This is a genomic window from Mucilaginibacter sp. P4_D1, from assembly GCF_056401935.1.
Genome location: NZ_JBFUIJ010000027.1, coordinates 37,904 through 56,933 on the forward strand (window position 1 = coordinate 37,904; position 19,030 = coordinate 56,933).

The 19,030-nt window shown below is 43.5% G+C and carries 16 protein-coding genes; 5 read left to right on the forward strand and 11 right to left on the reverse strand.

Annotated features, from left to right (window positions below; translation table 11 throughout):
- Nucleotides 1-19: 19 nt before the first annotated feature.
- Nucleotides 20-577, forward strand: a complete 558-nt coding sequence (locus AC1DV1_RS20300; protein ID WP_477362586.1) for a hypothetical protein — start codon at nucleotides 20-22, stop codon at nucleotides 575-577.
- Nucleotides 578-858: 281 nt separating this feature from the next.
- On the opposite strand, the gene AC1DV1_RS20305 is transcribed toward AC1DV1_RS20300, so the two are convergent.
- From AC1DV1_RS20305 to AC1DV1_RS20350, 10 genes are all read right to left on the reverse strand, one after another.
- Nucleotides 859-1,233 (reverse strand): hypothetical protein, encoded by a 375-nt coding sequence (locus tag AC1DV1_RS20305; protein ID WP_477362588.1) that lies wholly within the window; start codon nucleotides 1,231-1,233, stop codon nucleotides 859-861.
- A 225-nt stretch (nucleotides 1,234-1,458) separates the two neighbouring features.
- A complete protein-coding gene (locus AC1DV1_RS20310; protein ID WP_477362590.1) occupies nucleotides 1,459-2,997 on the reverse strand; it encodes a YifB family Mg chelatase-like AAA ATPase in 1,539 nt (512 codons plus the stop codon).
- Nucleotides 2,998-3,113: 116 nt separating this feature from the next.
- On the reverse strand, nucleotides 3,114-3,767 hold the full coding sequence (locus tag AC1DV1_RS20315) for a hypothetical protein (protein ID WP_477362592.1): 654 nt from the start codon (nucleotides 3,765-3,767) through the stop codon (nucleotides 3,114-3,116).
- A 275-nt stretch (nucleotides 3,768-4,042) separates the two neighbouring features.
- Nucleotides 4,043-4,432: a hypothetical protein gene (locus AC1DV1_RS20320; protein WP_477362594.1), complete on the reverse strand. Its 390-nt coding sequence runs from the start codon at nucleotides 4,430-4,432 to the stop codon at nucleotides 4,043-4,045.
- Between the two features lie 237 nt (nucleotides 4,433-4,669).
- On the reverse strand, nucleotides 4,670-6,298 hold the full coding sequence (locus AC1DV1_RS20325; protein ID WP_477362596.1) for a carboxylesterase/lipase family protein: 1,629 nt from the start codon (nucleotides 6,296-6,298) through the stop codon (nucleotides 4,670-4,672).
- Nucleotides 6,299-6,481: 183 nt separating this feature from the next.
- Nucleotides 6,482-8,086 (reverse strand): M1 family metallopeptidase, encoded by a 1,605-nt coding sequence (locus AC1DV1_RS20330; protein WP_477362598.1) that lies wholly within the window; start codon nucleotides 8,084-8,086, stop codon nucleotides 6,482-6,484.
- Nucleotides 8,087-8,174: 88 nt separating this feature from the next.
- Nucleotides 8,175-9,113: a hypothetical protein gene (locus AC1DV1_RS20335; RefSeq protein WP_477362600.1), complete on the reverse strand. Its 939-nt coding sequence runs from the start codon at nucleotides 9,111-9,113 to the stop codon at nucleotides 8,175-8,177.
- Between the two features lie 88 nt (nucleotides 9,114-9,201).
- Nucleotides 9,202-9,972: a hypothetical protein gene (locus tag AC1DV1_RS20340; RefSeq protein ID WP_477362602.1), complete on the reverse strand. Its 771-nt coding sequence runs from the start codon at nucleotides 9,970-9,972 to the stop codon at nucleotides 9,202-9,204.
- Between the two features lie 289 nt (nucleotides 9,973-10,261).
- Nucleotides 10,262-11,590 (reverse strand): signal recognition particle protein, encoded by a 1,329-nt coding sequence (gene ffh / locus AC1DV1_RS20345; protein WP_477362604.1) that lies wholly within the window; start codon nucleotides 11,588-11,590, stop codon nucleotides 10,262-10,264.
- 181 nt (nucleotides 11,591-11,771) lie between these two features.
- Nucleotides 11,772-12,794: a DUF3078 domain-containing protein gene (locus AC1DV1_RS20350; protein ID WP_477362606.1), complete on the reverse strand. Its 1,023-nt coding sequence runs from the start codon at nucleotides 12,792-12,794 to the stop codon at nucleotides 11,772-11,774.
- A gap of 233 nt (nucleotides 12,795-13,027) precedes the next feature.
- On the opposite strand from AC1DV1_RS20350, the gene AC1DV1_RS20355 reads away from it, so the two are divergent.
- Both AC1DV1_RS20355 and AC1DV1_RS20360 read left to right on the forward strand, forming a co-directional pair.
- Nucleotides 13,028-13,807: a PhzF family phenazine biosynthesis protein gene (locus AC1DV1_RS20355; protein WP_477362608.1), complete on the forward strand. Its 780-nt coding sequence runs from the start codon at nucleotides 13,028-13,030 to the stop codon at nucleotides 13,805-13,807.
- Nucleotides 13,808-14,035: 228 nt separating this feature from the next.
- Nucleotides 14,036-14,986: an NAD-dependent epimerase/dehydratase family protein gene (locus AC1DV1_RS20360; RefSeq protein ID WP_477362610.1), complete on the forward strand. Its 951-nt coding sequence runs from the start codon at nucleotides 14,036-14,038 to the stop codon at nucleotides 14,984-14,986.
- 185 nt (nucleotides 14,987-15,171) lie between these two features.
- On the opposite strand, the gene AC1DV1_RS20365 is transcribed toward AC1DV1_RS20360, so the two are convergent.
- The gene (locus AC1DV1_RS20365; protein ID WP_477362612.1) at nucleotides 15,172-17,625 is read right to left on the reverse strand and encodes an outer membrane beta-barrel protein; all 2,454 of its coding nucleotides are present in this window, start codon (nucleotides 17,623-17,625) and stop codon (nucleotides 15,172-15,174) included.
- 208 nt (nucleotides 17,626-17,833) lie between these two features.
- Here AC1DV1_RS20365 and AC1DV1_RS20370 point away from each other — a divergent pair, with 208 nt between their 5' ends.
- A complete protein-coding gene (locus tag AC1DV1_RS20370) occupies nucleotides 17,834-18,559 on the forward strand; it encodes a YebC/PmpR family DNA-binding transcriptional regulator (RefSeq protein ID WP_477362614.1) in 726 nt (241 codons plus the stop codon).
- A gap of 192 nt (nucleotides 18,560-18,751) precedes the next feature.
- Nucleotides 18,752-18,967: a DUF2442 domain-containing protein gene (locus AC1DV1_RS20375; protein ID WP_477362616.1), complete on the forward strand. Its 216-nt coding sequence runs from the start codon at nucleotides 18,752-18,754 to the stop codon at nucleotides 18,965-18,967.
- Nucleotides 18,968-19,030 lie beyond the last annotated feature (63 nt).

The window sequence follows — 19,030 nt, forward strand, 5'->3', positions numbered from 1 at the left end:
ACCATCCACGTTACTATCTATGGATTTTTTCAGCCACATCAAATCTGTTATTGGTATTATATTGGGCCTTAGCATTACCCATTTGCTTAAAGGGGCGGCTAAGCAAATTCAGCATCCGGGGCGCAATAAACCTTATTGGGTGCACAACCTGTGGGCCTTTTACATGTTCCTGTTATTGCTGCATTTTTGGTGGTGGGAGTTTAACCTGCACGATATTAAACACTGGCTGTTCCTGGAGTATTTCTTCGTGATATTTTACATCGTAATTTATTACAGCGTATGCGCCCTGCTATACCCCGAAGACCTTAACGACTATAAAGATTACAACGATTACTTTTATTCGCGTCGCAAATGGATATTCGGCATATTAGGGGCAAGTTACCTGTTAGATATGGTGGATACTTTTATAAAAGGCCACGCCTACTACAGCCACTATACCCTGGAATACCCCATTCGTAACATTAGCCATTTTGTGTTATGCATGGTGGCCATGAAAGTGAATAACAAAACTTTTCATGCCATGCTGGTAATTTTATTTATCGTTTACGAATTCTCTTATATTTTAAGGCTATTTTAAGCTAAAAAGATATCCTATATACAGGATGTCTTTTTTTATCAGCTAATTTATTTGCAAAAAACAACAAGGTTTGTTTTTACATAAAAAATAGCGTACCCCAAAGGATGTAGGGCTAAACTGGGTATTGGTAGGGGTTGCCGTTTATTGGCTCTACCTTTGTCATAGCAAACTGAATATTTTTGCTCATATTCCATCGGGATGTTTGTGATATAAGTTGTTGATAATCTTTCCCACTTTAATACCCCGGGGGTATTCGCAATGTAACAACACAAGCATGGACATTATAAACCCTCAATTTCAGCGAATTTTTTACTGATAATTTCAAGGATTTTACATTTGGAATCTGCACTGCAATTCGCAAAGCCTCCCGAAATAGCAAACCCTATCGGCCTGGATTTACTCGATTTGCTGATTACAAATTCTTCTATTGTTTGTGGTAAACAACTACAATTCAAATAGTCTTTTTTTAGCGATAGCGACTGTAGCCTATTAATATTTAACGTTTGTAATATTTTCAGAAACTCTTTGTCCTTGATTTTTTTTGCTGATGAAAGGGGTAATTGCTTATAAGCCATAAGCATTGAATCCTGTGCAAAATAATAAAGTTCATCATCTATCATGGCTATAGCCGTCAATATAGGTTTGGCCTTCGTCATATTATTTAGATTGTACTTATAGATACATACATATCTGTTTTTATTGAAATTGCCTCCGTTTCTGTTGCAGCTTAATAAGATTAATGAAAATACTGCTATTTTTAAAGTCGTCTTCTTTAAAATTCCCATACCTGTTTTTATCAAGCTACCCTTTTTCAGCCTACCTTTCGATTCTATGACTTCAGACTATTATGTTTTTGAGTCTCCATGGCAACCATACCTACGCTACCCTGCCCATCCCTCTCTATCCAAACTCCTGAAATGAATAGCTTCGGCCAGGTGTTCCAGTTTAATTTCTTCGCTGGCGGCAAGGTCGGCAATGGTGCGGGCTACCTTGAGGATGCGGTCATAGGCGCGGGCGCTCAGGCCAAGTTTTTCCATGGCTTTTTTCAGAAGGGTTTGGCCGGCGGCATCTATTTTGCAGAGGTCGCGTACCATTTGGGGGCTCATTTGGGCATTGGCATGTAAATCGGGGCGGTTGCCAAAGCGTTCTATCTGAATTTCGCGGGCTTTGATCACGCGTTCGCGGATGTTTTCGCTTTTTTCGGCCAGCCTGTCTGACGATAGCTCGTTGAAATTCACCGGGGTAACCTCCACATGCAGGTCTATCCTGTCCAGCAGCGGGCCCGATATCTTGCTCAGGTATTTTTGCACCATTCCCGGCGGACAAATGCATTCTTTTTCGGGATGGTTATAGTAGCCGCAGGGACAAGGGTTCATACTGGCCACCAACATAAAGCTCGATGGATAATCAACGGTAAATTTCGCCCTTGAGATGGTTACGCGGCGTTCTTCAAGCGGCTGGCGCATTACTTCCAGGGCGCTGCGTTTAAATTCGGGTAATTCATCCAGGAACAAAACACCATTGTGGGCAAGCGAAATTTCGCCGGGGGCTGGATTGCTTCCGCCGCCTACAAGGGCCACATCTGATATTGTATGGTGCGGGCTCCTGAAGGGCCTAATAGTAACCAACGCATCGGCAGCGGCAAGCTTACCTGCAACGGAATGAATTTTGGTGGTTTCTAATGCTTCGTATAAACTTAGCGGTGGCAAAATGGATGGCAACCTGCGGGCCAGCATGGTTTTACCGGCTCCCGGCGGACCGATCAGGATCACGTTATGGCCACCCGCAGCTGCAATTTCCAGCGCGCGTTTGATGTTTTCCTGGCCGCGCACTTCGCTAAAGTCGCTGTCATAGTTGCACAGACTATCGTAAAACTCTTCGCGGGTGTTTACAATTACAGGTTCAAGCTTTACGTCGCCATTAAAAAACCCCACAACCTCTTTAATGCTTTCAACACCATAAACTTGCAGGTCATTTACAATGGCGGCCTCGCGGGCGTTTTGTTTGGGGAGGATAAAGCCCTTAAAGCCATCTTTACGGGCTTGTATGGCTATTGGCAATGCACCTTTGATGGGTTGCAAGCTACCATCAAGCGATAGCTCGCCCATAATGATATACTTATCAAGTTCCTCGGCATCTAACTGGCCCGAGGCGGCTAACACGGCGGTAGCAATGGTGAGATCATATGACGAGCCTTCTTTTTTGATATCGGCCGGGGCCATATTTACCACTACCTGCTGCCGCGGCATCCTGAAATTGCAATTTTTTAGTGCCGAATCAATACGGAAATAACTTTCTTTAATAGCCACATCCGGTAGGCCCACAATAAAATATTTGGTACCTGCCGCTATATTTACCTCAACTGTAATGGTGATAGCCTGTATCCCATAAACCGCACTGCCAAAAGTTTTAACTAACACGATGATAAAGTTTGTTCAAAGCGTAAGATAAAAATTTTTAAGTATCGCAAGATAAAAGGAACATAAAAATGTGCCTAAAACAAAAACGGCGCCTTATGGGCGCCGCTGTTAAATACTTATGACCGTTGTTTATACGTATCAAAATCGCTGGCAAAATCTTTCAGGATGTTGTACCAGGAATGTGCCCAGTAGTTACGGAAGCCAAAGCCACGGCTGTTTCCGGTTTTATAAACGGTAAATAATACTGTTTTATCGTTCATGTTTACAAAGGTTACCCAGGCGCCCGCCTCGTGTGTTGCTTTATTCATGCCTTCAACAAACAGCATCATGCCCAGGCCTTTCTGCCCCTGGAAATCGTAATTCTTTACCAAATCAACAATGTCTTTTTCTTTGAGGGTGCTAAAGTCGCTTGGCTTCTCGGTAAAAAAGTCTTTGGTGATGGCGTTATTCACAGCTTCGGTTACTTTAAAAGCAAAGTGTACACTATCGCGGTGCGAGGCACGGGGCACGTTGTATGTTTTTGGCTCGGTTATAAACAGGTTTGCCCAGGCCGGGATAAATTTACTTACAAATTCGGAGTTCAATAGTTCGCCCGATGCCTTATATGCCGCTTCAGAGCCAATAAATCTTGCCTGCGAAAAGTCCATCCCCAACCAGGTAACCGGTACTTTAGGGTTAAACACATCGGCTTTGGTTTGTGCCACGGCAACATTTACCGAGGTGCAGATAATTAGGGCAATAAGACAGCTAAATTTTGTGATCACTTTCATGGTTATGGTATGCTTTATATTACCTGCTATTGTTAAGTCAACAGTACTAAGTCGTAAGTCTAAAGTTGAATTTCTTCTTTTTTGGCTTAGAGCTTAAAACTCTGGACTAAAGACTATCCGTCAATTTATCGCCGACACGACACCAGTACCACCGGCAGGTGATGCAAAATAACGCACAATTCATGTAATTAGCATAATTATAAAATAACCTGGCTGTTAAATTTTTGTTGCCATGTGCACAACCAGGTCAAAATGAGGCTAATATTTTTGAAAGATTAAAACGCATTTACAAACAGGAAAAACACACAGGATACCACGGCATAAGCCATCAGCATAATTGACCATGCTTTTTGGTTGTTTTTACTCAGTTTTTCAAATGCGATATTCCATTTTTTAAACCGGCCGTTGTTTAGCAGGATAAAGTAATTAAGCAGCAATGCGCCCGAGGCAGCCAAAAGCATTACAGTTGCAGTTACCTGGTTAATATTAAACCATTTTTGATGTAGGCAAAGCTGGGTAAACATCAGCAGGTTGGTTAGCAAAAGGATTAACAGGAAACTAACGCCAAAAAGCGAGTTAAATTTGGGTAGGCCACCTTGTCCGAAATTTCTGGCGTTCCATCTGTAAGCGGTTACATAAATGGATTTAATTGCTGCTGTGTTCATGATGTTAATGGTTTAAAGGTTAATAGTAGGTAGTTAAACGAGCCATTGGAATGGATTGTTTGGTTGATAACGCAAACTACAAAATTATATTATGCAAAAATTCCAAATTTTTCAAGATCGCCATATAAAAATTTGCACGCACTGCTAATTTAAATATGCCGGGATGGCGCTTTCTTGCGGGTAAACAAAAACGGCCACCAAAAGGCAGCCGTTTTATATTATTAATGTTGCAGATTTTTATTTTGCCGAAGCCATTTGAAGCAAGGCAGCGTCATGATGGTATTTTACTTCGGCTTTGTTATCAAATAACATAGCCGCGCCGCTTTGGGCGGTATAAGCTGGCCAGTTGGGTAAGCCTTTGGCATTTGGGTTGCCGGTATGGGCAAAATTTATCCAGGCCTGGCTCATTTTATTGGCTAAGGTATAGGCATCCTTACCTCCACCTGTCATTTCTTCGCAGCGTTTAATGTTATCAAACTCAAAACAGATATCTATACAGTGGATGGATTTAAACATGCCATCGGCCACTGGCGATTGCCAGGTAAACATATACATGTAAACCGGGGCCGCGCCTGTTACTGCCGATTTTGCATTGGCCTGGCGGATAACACCCGGCCTGAAGGTTGCCAAATCAATATCCAGGTAATCGGATGGTTTTACAGTACCCGGGTAGGCTTTTAAAACCTCGGCCATGTAGGCATCTGTTTTATCGGCATATTTTTTTTGCAGGTAGCTTTTAACATCGTCCATGCTAAAGTTACGGATAGCCGGATTTATCAGCGAGGCCATAAATTCGGTTTTGGTTGAGCCTACCAGTAAGGGAATGTTTTTTGATAGTTGGGCAGCAGCGGGGTCATTTAGCTGGTAAGGCAAAAACACGCCGTCGTTAACAGGCTCCCAGCCAAGGCCAAAACCGGCAACAGGCTTTCCTTCGGCTTTTAGTTGCTGGGCAACTTTAGGTAAAGCTTTTTTTGCGGCGGCGCTCAGGCGCTCATATGATATGGTTTGTAACGAATCTGCCTGGTTTGGCTGCAGGTTCAATACTTCCAGCATAGCCGCGCCAATTCTTTTTGATACATCGTTATCCATAAATTTTGACTGGTAACTGCCGCTTTGCACAATAGCTTTATGGAACAAGCCTTTTGCTGATGGTGCCGCCATTAAGGTAGTAACCTTGCCACCACCGCCCGACTGGCCAAAAATGGTTACATTATCCGGATCGCCGCCAAAGCTGGCTATATTTTGTTTTACCCATTGCAAGGCGGCCACAATATCAATCATACCCACATTGGCCGATGATTTATATTTATCACCATAGGCTGATAGGTTTAAAAAGCCCAACAGGTTTAAGCGATGGTTAATGGACACTACAACAACATCACCTTTTTTACTCAGGTTTTCGCCATCATAGGATGGCAGTTCAATAGCCGAACCGGCTGCAAAACCGCCGCCATGCAGCCAAACCATTACAGGGCGTTTCTTTTGGTCGTTAATACCTGGCGTCCAAACGTTAAGTTTCAGGCAATCCTCGTTCATATAGCCCCAGTTGTGCTGAAAGCCAAACTCGATGGGATCGTTAACGGTGGTAGTTGGGTCGATAGGGCAAACAGCGCCGTATACCAGCGATGCGCGAACACCCTGCCACGGGGCCGGCTTTTCGGGCGCCATAAAACGTTTGGCGGTTGCATAAGGGATACCTTTGTAATTAAAGGTACCGTTGTGGATGTACCCGCGTACCTGCCCGGCATCGGTGCTGGTTACGGCTACGTTTTCGCCGGCAATAATGGCATCGCTGCTTTGGCTGTAGCCAAATAATGGCAGCAGGCAAATGGCCAGTAAAGCCCAAAATGTTGAGTTTTTATTCATGGTTATCTGGGTTAATATAATTGGTTTATGGATTATCCGGGGGCTGAATAACGTATACCATTACCACGATTTTTGGGACGATATGCCCATAATTATCATTGTGTAGGTATTACACAATGATAATTATAAAATTTTATAAATCAATAGGGCTGTTGATTTATTTAGCAGATAGTCACAAGCTTATTACTTTTGCACAGTAATACCTTCAAGGCTAAAAGATGCCAGTAAATTAATGTTAGGGTCAATTATCACCTTGACATCGCCGGCAGTCACGGGTACTTTAAGTCCGGTTTCCTTATTTTTAATATTCATGGTGTAGGACTTATCATTAACAGTAAACTCCAACGGGAAATCGTAAAGCCATGCCTGTTTTTGCGTTACCGATATTTCTACAACAGAACTATTTGCGCGTTGTGCCCATGTTATCTTTAAATCCGGATGGCCGGCAGTCCGTAGCCATTGTTTAAAAAATGGTTTTAGGTTTTGGCCGCTGGCTTTTTCCATCACAGCACATAGGTCGGCAGTATTGGCGTTACGTCCGTTGTACATGGTGTAATAATTACTTACCCCTTTCCAAAATATAACGTCCCCGAGTTTGCGCCTCAGCATATGCAGTACCCATCCGCCTTTCTGGTAACTGTTGGCGTTTAGCAATTGCATGTATTTATCTTTTACAGCTGTATCAACAACGGGGCTCAGCCTTTTCTTTTCAAAATCAATAACGGTTTGCCTGTCCTCTATTAGCCGCTTTTTTAAGGTATCGGCACCGTATTTATTCTCGAGGTACAGGTTGGTCATGTAAGTGGCAAAACCTTCGCTTAACCATAAGTGGGCAAAGTTTTTTTCGCTTGCGCCGTCGCCAAACCATTGGTGGGCTATTTCATGCGCCATTAACTCTTCTATGCCCTTGCTGGTAACCGACTCTTCGAAATAAAATATAGCACTCGCATTTTCCATCCCGCCAAATATCGTTTTGGATTGTACGTTGGCCAGTTTCTCATAACTGTACGGGCCAACCTTTTTGATGAAAAACGGCAATATATCTTTTGCAATAGCATAGTTTTTAAAACCGGCGTCCTTGTTTTCGGGAAACACATAGGTATAAACCGGGATACCGCTAACATCGCCGGGATGGTCAATGGCAAATTCGGCAACGCCAATTACCATTACTTTGGTAGGCAGCACCACGTTTTCCTGCCAGTGGGTAAGTTTTAGGTGGTTATCCAACGCTTTCTCTTCCAGTTGTAAACCATTGGCGACTACCTGGTAATGATCGGGCGCGGTTACTTCAAAGTCAACGGTTGCTTTATCTGCAGGGTCGTCAACACAGGGAAGCCAGTTATGTGCCCGGTTTGGCCAGTTATCGCCAAAAAAAGTACGGTGACCAAAGTTGTTGGTAGATATGATCAATCCATCGGCAGGTATACCTTCGTAGCTAATTATAAAGTTGTGCCTGCTGGGGGCTTTAACCTGCGTGTATATTTTAACAATATCGCTATCCTGTTCAAATTTAAGGCTTTTGCCATTTTCGGTTACTGCTGATACAGTCATCCCTTTGCCACCGGCATTCTTTTTTACCAGGTTCAGGCTAAAGGAGGCAGCATCCTTTATAAATTTTATGGCTACGGTGGCCTCGCCTTTTATATTGTTATTGTCGTCATTAAGCTGTAATGCAAAATTGTAGTGCTGCACATCAATAGCCGAGCCGGGAACCTGGGCATGGGCAGATAACGCAAAAAAGGTAAAAGCTACAGGAAATAGTTTTTTATAGTAGAGGATTGAACGCATACAAAACGGTTTAAATGCGAAGTTTATAAAAAACTACAGCATTTAAACCATATGTTAATATTTTTACGTGAGAAAAAACGCAATTATATTAAAAAGTTACACTGGCACCAGCCGAGAACAAAAAGTAAAGTCCGTTTTTTGACGTATTGCTCACATAATCAACCTGGTTAAATGGTTTTATGAGGTATGGTGTAAAAACTATCTGCACTTTGTTTATAACGTAGGTAACTGGCATCGATCCGCTAAAGGCAAGCAGCTGGTATTTTCTTACTTCCTTTTGATTTTCCTGGGTTACGGTTTGGGTAATAATGGTTTGCTTGGGCTGATTAGGGAACAGGATATTGATAGGCGTTTGCTTTTGTGGCGACTCTACCGACCGGGTTACTTGCGACTCGGTATAATAGGTTTGGTAAAACGATTGTGTACCGGCATACAATGACGCTGTCGGCGTAAACTTAAGTCCATTTAATTTGGTTGCCCCGGTTTTAACCGCAAATATTTCCTTCGATAATTCGGCTGTATTGATGATGTCATTCTTGTTGTTTTTATCAAAACGGTAACTGCCGCCGATGCTAAGTTTTACAATATTATCGGGGTTGGCGTACAATGAACCATCAATGGTAGCATTAAAAGACGATAAGATGATAGGGCTGCTGCCGGTGATAAAAAATTTGGTAGCCGATATGGTACCGCCGTAATACTTTTTACTATCAAACCCAAAAACGTAACCCGGCGTAACACTCAGCCCCTCGGCACCCGATTTTGACCCGTTTAAATCAAAATAACCTATTGCGCTCAGGAAAAATCCATGCTTGCTCACCAGTGTTAGCGATGGCAATAACAATGGCACACTGCTTTCATCGCGGCGGCCGGCGTAGGTTAGGTTGGACATGTATTGTAGCCCGGCATTTACAAATAACTCCTTTACCTGTGGCTTTTTTGCCGTATCGGTAACGGTTTGTTGTGCAAATGAGGCAGTGCAGCTGCCCATAATTATAAGCAGCGCGGTAAGTTTAAGTTTTTTCATGAAGGATTTGATGTACGTGGCCTATGTTTTAAATCAACAAAAGGGCCGCTAACGGCCCTTTTGCTAATTACATTGCTATAATTTAATGTTACTGTTTAGCAGTGCTCACTTTAGTTGAACTGCTGCCCGATGCACTAACTGTTGCGCTTTTTTTACCTGCTTTTACTGTGGTTGCAGATGATCCACTGTGTGATAAGCTTGCTTTGGTGGTTTTTGTAGTTGTAGCTGCACTACCAGAGGTATTTAAACTCCCGGTGCTGCTAACACTAACGTTTTTCCTGGCAGTTATAGCCTTTTTACCTACTGCAGAGGCTGTGTTAACCGAAGCGGTTTTAGCTGCGGTAGCTTTTGCGGCAACATCGTTGGCCTTAGCGCTAACATCGGCCGATGCGTTGTTTGCGGCATTTTTTGATGCTGTAAATGCGCTACCTGCGGCTGTTGCAGCCTTATCTGCCGATACCGAGCCATTTACGTTACCCGAACCTGCAAGGTTTGCAGCTGTATTTGCGTTATTCACTGCAACATCGGCATTTGTTACTGCAGCGGTGTTAACAGTTCCGCTTACATTGGCTGCCTGGCTTGCGGCTGTTTGCGATTGCACGGCTGCCGCTGTGGTTGCTGCCTGGGTTTGGGCTACAGTACGCGCCGCTGCATTTTGCGCCTGTGCGGCTGCCTGGTTTGTGATATTGGTAGTAGTTGCTGCTGCTTTTTGAGCTACAGTAGCTGCGTTAACAGATGGTAATGCTGTTTGGGTAACAATTTTTGTTGCTGTTGCTGCACCTACGTTAACCTGTGCAATGCTTGACTTTGCCGCGAAAAAAGCTGCTGTAAATAATACTGATTTAACTAAAGTTTTCATAATATCTATCTATTAAATTGATGGTTTACATGCCGGGTTATTAACCCGGCACCATGACATTGCGTAGACAAATGGTATGCCATTGACCAATTAAAACCGGAATAGATTAAATAACTTGTGCTTTTGTATAGAAAAAAATACACAAAACAAATATCAGATGACCAGATATCAAGAGTTGGGAGACATATAACCATGCCACGAATACAACATCCTGGTTAAATGACAAAGCCCATCGTAAATCACCATGGGCTTTGTTGCATTTTAAAATGCCCTTGTGGGGCCAATAGTTTTACATTTTTGGCATGCGGCGCATCATGCTGGCCATGGCGGCGGGGTTGCTCATTTGTTTCATTACCTTTTTCATGTCGTCAAACTGCTTCATTAACCGGTTTACTTCGGTTAAATCGGTTCCGGAACCTTTGGCTATACGGTTACGACGGCTTTGATTAATAGTTTCGGGGTTTGATTTTTCAAACGGGGTCATTGACTGGATGATGGCCTCGATAGCTTTAAAAGCGTTATCATCAACTTCAACATCCTTCATCATTTTGCCTACGCCCGGAATCATGCCCATCAGATCCTTCATGTTACCCATTTTTTTGATCTGTTGTATCTGGCTGTAAAAATCGTTAAAATCAAATTTGTTTTTGCGGATCTTCTTTTGCAGTTCGGCAGCTTCCTTCTCGTCAAACTGCTGCTGAGCGCGCTCAACCAACGAAACCACGTCGCCCATGCCCAGGATACGGGATGCCATACGATCGGGGTGGAAAACATCAAGTGCTTCCATCTTTTCGCCGGTACCTATAAACTTAATGGGTTTATTTACAACCGATTTAATAGATAAGGCTGCACCACCGCGGGTATCGCCATCAAGCTTGGTTAATACTACGCCGGTAAAATCAAGCCTGTCATTAAACACCTTAGCGGTATTTACGGCATCCTGACCTGTCATCGAGTCAACTACAAATAATATCTCGTGTGGTTTTACCGCTCTTTTCACCTGCTCAATCTCCACCATCATGGCTTCATCAATAGCCAGGCGGCCGGCGGTATCAATAATCACTATATTATGGCCATTTTGTTTGGCCAGGGCAATACCCTCCAGCGCAATAGCCACAGGATCTTTCGATTCGCGGTTTGAATATACCGGTACGCCAATTTGCTGGCCTAATACTTCCAGCTGATCAATAGCCGCGGGGCGGTAAATATCATCGGCAACCAGTAAAGGCTTTTTATTTTTTTGTGTTTTAAGATAATTGGCCAGCTTGCCGGTAAAGGTTGTTTTACCCGCACCGTTTAAGCCCGCAATCAAGATAATGGTTGGCGAAGCCTTTATTTCCAGTTCGGCAGTGGTGCCGCCCATAAGCTCGGTAAGCTCATCGTTCATGAGCTTGGTAAGCAACTGGCCTGGCGAAATGGCTGTTAGTACATTATTACCTAATGCTTTTTGCCTTACATCATCAGTAAATGCTTTGGCGGTTTTATAGTTTACGTCGGCATCAAGAAGGGCCTTGCGGATTTCCTTCATGGTTTCGGCCACGTTTATCTCAGTAATAGTTCCTTGCCCCTTCAGTACCTTAAAGGCCCTGTCGAGTTTATCCGAAAGATTTTCAAACATTGTAATATCCCAGTTTTGAGGTTACAAAGGTATGATTTTGAAAGTTAATTTTAAGACAGATGTATATGCCGTTTTCGGCCCGGCAAAATCAACAAAAAAGATGTGTTTTTTTTAATAAGATAAAACAAACCCACAGCTATCCAATTTTCACCAATGACCAATGACCAATGACCAATGACTATTACGGGAATCTGTACAACATCCCCAGCGCCAAGCCTTCTGTGGCCTGGGCATCTTTTGAGGTATGCTGATCATATAACAGCGTACCATTGATGGTAACATTGATTAAACGGTTTACCCGGGCCGATAATACAGCATCAACGCGGTGTGTAACATATTTAAGCGACTGCCCATAAGGGATAAACAATGCATAGCGTGTATTCAGGTGGATGTTTTTCATCAAATCCTTATCAAACAGCGCTACCATTTGAAATGCTAAATCGTTTTTAATAGTTTTGTTAGTATCTACACCGTAATTATCGGTTTGAAAGCGGCGGATACTTTTATCTAAAACAAACGTTTGCCTTGCGGTACCGGTACCTAAACGTAAATCAAAGTAAGGGGCTGGCTTATACTCCAAACCCAACGACTCGGTTAAATAGCCCGGAGCCATAAAGTTCGAGATCTGTTGGGCATCAAAACGCCCGTTGCCCTGGTCAACATAGTTAAAGCCCTTGTCAAACTGCGACTCAAACGTCAGCGCGCCGAAAAGGTACCAGTGTTTAGATAATTGCGAGGCTACCTTATTATCAAAGTAAATCCTGTCGTTGGTTTTACGTTTGCCCTGGCCTTTGTTTTTGGCAACGCCATAAGTAAGGTTAAGCTCAGATACGTAGCTAAAAGGAGCGTTGTTATACTCGGTATGGTATATAAAGTTTGTACCCAGCGCTACCGAGTTTACACCACCGGCGCTATAGTTGCTGGTAAAGGCCGACTGGCTAAAATTCAGCCCAAAAGTTACCGCCTTTTTCCAGTGGATAACCTTATAATCCAACATACTAACAGGCAATTGCTCGCGTATTATCTGGATTGGCCTAACCCTGGTGGGGATGGAATTTGGGCGCGAATTGATGCGTAACTTGTTAAGCTGCGCGGTATCAATTTTAACGGTGTCCTTTTTCAGCGAATCGGTTTGCTGGGCGCTTACCGATGTGCTGCAGGCTATCGATGCTAATAAAAGCAGGGCAAGTCTGGTTTTTAACATAAAAACAAAATAAAGCAAAAAACTTCTTTTATAACGTGATAAATCAAAATTGTTGCACATTAAGGGGCAGTATCAAGTATTGGGTATCAAGTATCAATACTTTTTTTTGAGGGGGATTTTTTCAGAATAGTTGCAAACAGATGTTTATCCCTTGTTATCAAACAGCCAAAAGATTCTAATTTTACACCTGTAAGGGTCTGTACTCATACTTGATACTAAGCAGCAAACAAAAAATGAAACTTTACCAGATTAACGCTTTTACTGATACTTTGTTTGGCGGTAACCCGGCCTGCGTGGTGCCGCTTACGGATTGGCCGGCTGATGAGGTACTGCTGAAAATTACACAGGAAAACGCCGTTGCCGAAACTGCTTTTTTTATTGACCGCGGCGATCATTTTCACCTGCGCTGGTTTACGCCCGAGATTGAGATGGACCTGTGTGGGCATGCAACGCTGGCTGCCGCGCACGCCATTATTACTATTTTAAATTACCCAACAGATAAAATTATTTTCTGCACCCTGAGCGGCGAGTTAATAGTGACCGTAAAAAATGGGATATATACGCTTGATTTTCCGTCGAGAAAGCCTGCCCCCGCAGTATTACCTGAGCTGATTAGCCAGTCATTAAGCATCCAGCCAAAAGAGGTACTTAAGGCAAGGGACTACGTGCTGGTTTATGAAAGCGAAGCCGATGTGCGCAACATAACCCTGAACCGGCAGCTGTTTGACCAGGTAAATCTTGATCCCGGTGGCGTGGTAGTTACAGCAAAAGGCGATCACTGCGATTTTGTATCGCGTTTTTTTACACCCCAGGCCCTTATCCTTGAAGACCCGGTAACCGGATCGGCACACTGTTCGCTCATTCCGTTTTGGGCCGAAAGGTTAAATAAAAAAGAGATGGAGGCGTTGCAACTATCGGCCCGGCTTGGCAAATTGTTTTGCATTGACCAGGGCGACAGGGTATTGATAAGCGGCACTGCCCGCACCTACTCCATCGGCGAAATTTTGATGTAACAGCATGGGGCCACAGCGAGCTGGAATCTCGACTTGTTTTTACTACGTTAAGGGTAGTATCTCGACTTTTTTGATTCGGACTTTCAGCTGCTGTCTTGACACCTGATACTTGCGACTTAATACTTGCCCTGGCATCCTGGTACTATTTTGATCAATCGTTTGCGTAAACAGCTTAAGTAAGGGTTAATTTTTCAGGCAAATTCCTACATTTGCCAAAACTAAAAGTTGATGACTGAAAAAATTTTAGTGATTGGTGCCAATGGTCAAATTGGTACCGAATTGGTTATGGCATTACGCGGCATCCACGGTGCCGAAAATGTAATCGCCTCCGATATTAACGATCCTACCTATGCCATCCGCAACAGCGGCCCCTTCGAAATTGTAAATGTGCTTGATAAGCATAACCTGCACCACATATTTGATAAACACCGCCCAACCCAGGTTTACCTGCTGGCTGCCATACTATCGGCCGTAGGCGAAAAAAAGCCAAAAATGGCCTGGGATTTAAACATGACGGGGCTTATCCATGTGCTTGATTTTGCTGTAGAGTTTAAAACTGCCAAAGTGTTTTGGCCAAGCTCTATTGCTGTTTTTGGTCCGCACTCGCCACAGTACAATACGCCACAGTATTGTGTAATGGACCCCAACACGGTATATGGCTTTAGTAAGTTGGCGGGCGAGCGCTGGTGCGAGTATTATTTTGAAAAATATGGTGTTGATGTACGCAGCATCCGTTACCCCGGCCTTATCGGCTGGAAGGCATCGCCCGGCGGTGGCACCACCGACTACGCGGTGCACATATTTCACGAGGCATTGAAGAATAGTAAATACGAAAGCTTCCTTTCGGCCGAAACCGCGCTGCCAATGATGTATATGGAAGATGCCATAAGGGCTACCATCAGCCTCATGGATGCACCGGCAGAGCAAATTAAAATCCGCTCGTCATACAACCTGGCCGGCATCAGCTTTACGCCAACACAACTGGCCGAAGAAATTAAAAAGCATATCCCGGCGTTCGAGATAAGCTATACAGATACCGACCCACGCCAGGCCATTGCCGATAGCTGGCCCAAATCAATTGACGACAGCAGCGCGCAGCAAGACTGGGGCTGGAAACTGGAATACGACCTGCCCAAAATGACCGCCGATATGCTGGACAATTTGAAGCGGGTGCTGTAAGGGGAAAGGTTAAAGGTATTCGCGCAAAGACGCAGAGTCGCAAAGTGATTTGCTGATTTTTTCTTAGCGTCTCGGTGTCTTTACGCGAAAGTAAAACTTTAATTTTTCTTAACTCAATAGCATTATAAAAACCCTGAGGGACCAAAGGAATCACATCTTCCCAAATTCAAAAACACCCCATTCAATTAATGCGCCCGCCCTTGTTCGCTCTCGGCGCCGCCGGTATCTCGCTTTTGAGGGGTGTTAGTTAATTTACCAAAACTATAGGTAAATGCCAGCGTGGCTACCCTGGTATCTAAAAAGTTATGGAAGGTGGCATTGGCGCCCACAATATTGGTAATGGTGCCGCTTGGCCTGAAGGTGTGGAAAATATCGCGCACATTTAACTTAATTGATCCCTTATTATTCAATATTTTTTTCTGGATAGCCGCGTTAAGCATGCCTTTAGGCAGTATAACAAACTGGCCGTAAGTGCCCCCGTTATCATAAAAGCCACTTAGTTCGGCACTCCAGGTTTTGGATAAGGTGAACTGGTTGTTGCCATTGCCCGAAAATGTGTATTGCGATTGATTAAGGTACCCGGTGTAAAACGCCCCCTGGTAAGTATTTTTATAAACCTCGGCATATAAGTTAACCGACCACCATTTGGCCGGCTGAAAGTTGCTATTGGCAGACAGGTTGATTGTTTTCTGTCGCCCTATGTTGCCCTGGGTGCTGATGAATACGTTGTTGCTGTTGTGAATGGTTTCGCCCTGAACATCGATGGTATAATTATAGGCAAGCGCAACTGTAAACAAACTCCTGAAACTATACGCCAGTTTATAATTATCAGTAAACTGTGATTTTAAGAAAGGGTTACCCGAAAAATAAGTAAACTTATCTACAAAAAAGGTAAAGGGATTTAAGCTTCCGTAGCTGGGCCTTCCAATGCGGCGGCCGTACGACATAACCAGTACATTATGGCCGGCTGTATCCAGGTTGTATGAAAAATAAGCAGTTGGGAACAGGTTGGTATAATGTTTAACAAACGAAGAATCGGCCTTTTGGGCATTTCCCAGCTGATGGCCCGATCCGTTGGTATTCTCCAGCCGCAAGCCGGTTTGTAATGAAAACCGGCCCAGGGTTTTGTTGAAATTAACATAGCCTGCATTGATGTTTTCTTTATATAAAAACCGGTTGGTATTGTTGTAGTCAATAGTGCTTACATTATCAACCACGTTAAAATAATTGGCAGCGTTATCTGTGCTCACATAGCTGCTTTTAACCCCGGCCTCCAGCTTGGCTTTGCCCTTAAGCGGATGGGCGTAATCGGCCTTTGCCGAGTAAATGTTGATGGTGGATGGCAAATTATCAGTCAGCGTTTGCGAATTTGTTAACGTGCCATCGGGTAAAAAAGTGTTGTTTACAAACAGCTGGTTGCTGCCGGCGGCATCGTGAATATAATCCAGGTCGAATGTAAGTGTACGGCCAGTGCTATCAAATTTATGGGTATAATTCAGGTTTATACCCTTGCTGTCAAACTTATTGGTAGATGTATTCAGCGTATTTATGGTCGAATCCAGCCCGCCATCTTTGTTGTATAACAAGCTGTATACCGGGCTGCTGTCATGATCATGCGATATATTGCCGGTAAATACCACGCCCCATGTAGTTTTTGGCGACGAATAAAAGTCCATTCCGGCTTTAATATTGGTGTTGTTACCGGAGGGCCTGAAATAGGAGATGTCTTTTAACGAAGAGGTTCTATCTCCATTGGCATCAAAATAATCGCGGTCAATTTCCAGCCGTCTGAATGTTTTTTGCTTGTTGTAAGCAAGGTTGGCGAAAATATTAATTTTGTCAACACGGTAATTCATGTTGATGCTCTCGTCTGTCCGGCCATAAAAACCGAGCGCATAATTGGCCGAAACCACCGCGTTAAATCCCCTGGTGGTATTTTTTTTTGTTTTTATATTAATTACGCCTGCATTTCCTGCGGCATCATACTTGGCTGGCGGGTTATCCATCAGCTCTATCTGGTCTAATGACGATGACGGTAACGAGCGCAGGTAAGTTGCCAGGTTTGCGGTCGAAAGATAGGTTGGTTTATCATCAATCATCACCATTACGCCGCTTTTTCCCTTAAAAGTAATATTGCCATCGGCATCAACCTGTACGCCTGGTGTTTTTGCCAATACTTCCAAAGCATTGGCGCCGGTGTTTGATATCAACGCCCCAACATTAACTACAGTGCGGTCTATTTTTTGTTGCACATACGATTTTTTGGCCGTTATGGCCACCTCATTTAACTTTTTGCCGGCCAGCAATAAAATAAACGGGGGTAAATTAACCGGCTTTTGATGGCTTACAACCACTGGACTGCTTTGGTAAGTTTTATAGCCAATATAAGTAGCCTTAATAAGGTAGGTATCGTCATTTACGTTTTTAAATACGAAGCCACCATCCGGGTTAACAAGCTGTGTACCTACCACGCTTGAATCTTTTGCAGCAAGTAAAATAACGGTTGCGCCATCAAGTGGTTTCTTAGTATCATCTAAAACAATACCCGAAATTTTACCGCTGTTGGTTTGCGCCTGGGCAACATTAAAAAGTAACAGCATGAATAAGGGCAACAGAAATACGCGTATCAGTTTCATCATGACTATAAGACATGGGCTGCGCTATTATCGTTACATCATTTTATACTTTATTTAGATGGGTGGCGGGTATCTCCCCGGTTACCAGGTAAAAGGTTAAAGGCGAAAGGATAAAGGTTTTAATCCTATTTTTGCATACGTATTAAAACAGTATTATATTCGCTGCCCGTCCATGGTTTATAGGCTATGGACCATCGACAAAACAAAAGTTATGGGAAGAGCATTTGAATTCCGCAAAGAAAGAAAGTTTAAGCGCTGGGCCAAAATGGCGGTGCAGTTTACCCGTTTAGGGAAAGAGATTGTAATGGCCGTAAAAGCCGGTGGTGGTGATATTACTACTAACTCGCGTTTACGAACAGCTGTGCAAAACTCAAAGGCGGTAAACATGCCTAAAGACCGCGTTGAGGCCGCTATAAAACGCGCCACCAGCCGCGATGAAAAAGATTACGAAGAACTTGTTTACGAAGGCTATGCGCCTTATGGCGTTGCCGTTTTGGTTGAAACGGCTACCGATAATACCAACCGTACTGTTGCCAACGTACGCAGCTATTTTACCAAATATGGCGGTTCGCTGGGAAAAACCGGGTCGTTAGATTTTATTTTTACCCGCAAATCGGTATTCACCTTTGAGCCGGGCGACCGCGACCTGGAAGAATTAGAGTTTGAACTGATTGATGCTGGCCTGGAAGACCTGTTTGTTGAAGCAGATGAAGAAGGAAAAGATATCGGCGTTATCCACACCGCGTTTGAAGATTTTGGAAAAATGCAGAAAGCGCTGGAAGAAGCCGGAGTTGAAGTAAAATCGGCCAAACTGGAGCGCGTACCACAATCATTCCACGAAGTAACCGAAGAACAGGTGGTTGATATTATGAAACTGATTGACCGTTTGGAAGAGGACGACGACGTACAAGCGGTGTACCATAACATGGCGGAGTAAACTTTGATTTGAAAATTTGAAGATGGCAGATAAGGTAACAATTTGAGGATTTGAAATGGTTTGATAAGGCAGAAAGCATTTTCAATTATTCGTGTCTTTTTCATTTTCAAATCTTCAAATTACCAAATTTTCAAATCAATAGTGGTTTTCATTTTCAAATTCTCAAATGTTCAAATTCTCAAATTAAAAAACATGCCACTATTCAGCTCACGTAAGGAAGAAAAAAAAGTAAAGGTAACCTTTGCCAACGGCCTGCTTTTTGTTGAAAAACCCGATGGTAAGCAACAAGCTTTCCCGCTGGAGTGGTTCCCCAAACTGATGAACGCTACCGACGAGGAACGTGACGACTGGAAACAAACAGATAAAGGCATCCATTTTAATCAATTGGATGTGGACGTGACTTTATAGAGTCAAGATACAAGAATCAGTAATCAAGAGTTTTGAATGCGGGCGATTTGTCTTGATTCCTGG

Coding starts and splice junctions, on each gene's coding strand:
- AC1DV1_RS20300 (WP_477362586.1), top strand. CDS start 20: ATGGATTTTTTCAGCCACATCAAATCTGTTATTGGTATTATATTGGGC.
- AC1DV1_RS20305 (WP_477362588.1), bottom strand. CDS start 1,233: ATGACGAAGGCCAAACCTATATTGACGGCTATAGCCATGATAGATGAT.
- AC1DV1_RS20355 (WP_477362608.1), top strand. CDS start 13,028: ATGAAACTTTACCAGATTAACGCTTTTACTGATACTTTGTTTGGCGGT.
- AC1DV1_RS20370 (WP_477362614.1), top strand. CDS start 17,834: ATGGGAAGAGCATTTGAATTCCGCAAAGAAAGAAAGTTTAAGCGCTGG.
- AC1DV1_RS20320 (WP_477362594.1), bottom strand. CDS start 4,432: ATGAACACAGCAGCAATTAAATCCATTTATGTAACCGCTTACAGATGG.
- AC1DV1_RS20375 (WP_477362616.1), top strand. CDS start 18,752: ATGCCACTATTCAGCTCACGTAAGGAAGAAAAAAAAGTAAAGGTAACC.
- AC1DV1_RS20315 (WP_477362592.1), bottom strand. CDS start 3,767: ATGAAAGTGATCACAAAATTTAGCTGTCTTATTGCCCTAATTATCTGC.
- AC1DV1_RS20365 (WP_477362612.1), bottom strand. CDS start 17,625: ATGATGAAACTGATACGCGTATTTCTGTTGCCCTTATTCATGCTGTTA.
- AC1DV1_RS20325 (WP_477362596.1), bottom strand. CDS start 6,298: ATGAATAAAAACTCAACATTTTGGGCTTTACTGGCCATTTGCCTGCTG.
- ffh (WP_477362604.1), bottom strand. CDS start 11,590: ATGTTTGAAAATCTTTCGGATAAACTCGACAGGGCCTTTAAGGTACTG.
- AC1DV1_RS20360 (WP_477362610.1), top strand. CDS start 14,036: ATGACTGAAAAAATTTTAGTGATTGGTGCCAATGGTCAAATTGGTACC.
- AC1DV1_RS20350 (WP_477362606.1), bottom strand. CDS start 12,794: ATGTTAAAAACCAGACTTGCCCTGCTTTTATTAGCATCGATAGCCTGC.
- AC1DV1_RS20340 (WP_477362602.1), bottom strand. CDS start 9,972: ATGAAAACTTTAGTTAAATCAGTATTATTTACAGCAGCTTTTTTCGCG.
- AC1DV1_RS20330 (WP_477362598.1), bottom strand. CDS start 8,086: ATGCGTTCAATCCTCTACTATAAAAAACTATTTCCTGTAGCTTTTACC.
- AC1DV1_RS20335 (WP_477362600.1), bottom strand. CDS start 9,113: ATGAAAAAACTTAAACTTACCGCGCTGCTTATAATTATGGGCAGCTGC.